Raw genomic sequence first — 1,541 nt, forward strand, 5'->3', positions numbered from 1 at the left:
TACTTAAATGCAGGGCTTGAACATTTAATTTTGTGGATTTGTAAAAAAGTATTAACTTTGCGGCCACTTAATTCGAAACAAATGGCAAGACAACATCGCAACATATTAGGCACCAGTAACATTCATGGCTTGAAAAGCTTTGAAGGTATGCTTTGTGCTCCGATTTCGTCTTGCGCCACATATCTCACATCAGGATATTGCCGACACGTTTGTTTCAGTTCTATAACTGATATAAGTTAACCTCGCTACAATTACAGGTTACAAGATACAACGACTGTCGGAAAGTCCATACCAACTTCCCGACAGTCGTTTTTTTGTGTCCCAATGGTATCAAAACCTTCTCCACCACGATTAGCTGCGGACACAAGCCGATGTCCTCTCTCTTCTCTTTACAACAACCGCGCTCCGGCGCAAAAACTCCAATAAAATGAAAAAGAATATTCTAACATACAATGACATACATTCGATTCCTACAAGCCGGATGGCATCTAATGGCATAATTGTCAATGTTAAAACTGTCGCTGAAATGAGAAGAATCGAAGAGTTGTTGTCAAGACTCCAACCAATGGGTGATGACAATGTCCGATATCTTTGGTTTCGTGTTGCCCCTGGAAAACCTGAAGATTGGGGTGATTACGAACAGATGAAGGCATGTGGTGATGTCCAGGACTATGACGACTATCTGAAGTTGTGGAAAGAGTATGTTAATGAGGATACTCTTTGGTATCGTATCTCTGTCGGGTATGTCAACGACTTTCACTATATGTTGATTGACAGTGATCATAATCTTTGGGATATCAGAAGTGCGAGATATGTTCACGACAAAGGTGATTCATCTATTTTCAGAGAAGATTATTCCGAAGTGATGGCAAAAATCCGAATGGCAATCGATCAATGCGTCGATGAAATTCTCAGGGACGGAGGAAAGAACTACATGGAGTTCGTGGAAGCGAATCTCCCTTATCAGAAGCGAACCGGTATTATCCCAAGACGTAGGCTGAATGAGATATTGGGTGGAAGTTGGATGGATGCGTTCAATCGGCCCAAGCTAATAGAAGTTCTTGAATCCAACTCGCAACCAATGGAATATGACCGATTGACACTCCGCACATATATGGATCTGTGGGCAAAGTGTTATCTTGCTGTCTATCCCGAAAAAGATGAGAAAAAATCTCCAAAGGAGCTCTTCGAATGGTATAGCCCGAAAGGTTGTGAGGCTGTAAAGTTCAATCTCGACTGCGAAGAGGACTTCATCCAATGGAAAGCTGAAAACAGCTCCTTTCATTGCCTTGATGTAGTTTATGCCCGTGTACATCTTTGGGTACGAAAAGATAAAACGAGCGGTAAATGGCACTTCATAATCGATACTTCAAGCTATTGGAATCTCGATGAGTATCTGACCATAGCGGAGAAACTCTATGATGATGGCATCATTCTTGAATATGGCAATCTCGACAAAATATTGCCTGTCTTGAAGGAGGCGGATCTCGTGGAGATAACCCCATCTGCATACAGATATTTTCAGCGTGACGGTGTTGGCA

The 1,541-nt window shown here is 42.1% G+C and carries 1 protein-coding gene; it reads left to right on the plus strand.

Annotation, left to right across the window (positions count from 1 at the left end):
- Positions 1-427: 427 nt before the first annotated feature.
- On the plus strand, positions 428-1,541 hold a 1,114-nt coding region (locus tag C5O24_RS13260; protein WP_133165605.1), incomplete at its 3' end, for a hypothetical protein.

This window comes from Paramuribaculum intestinale, assembly GCF_003024925.1.
GTDB lineage: Bacteria > Bacteroidota > Bacteroidia > Bacteroidales > Muribaculaceae > Paramuribaculum > Paramuribaculum intestinale.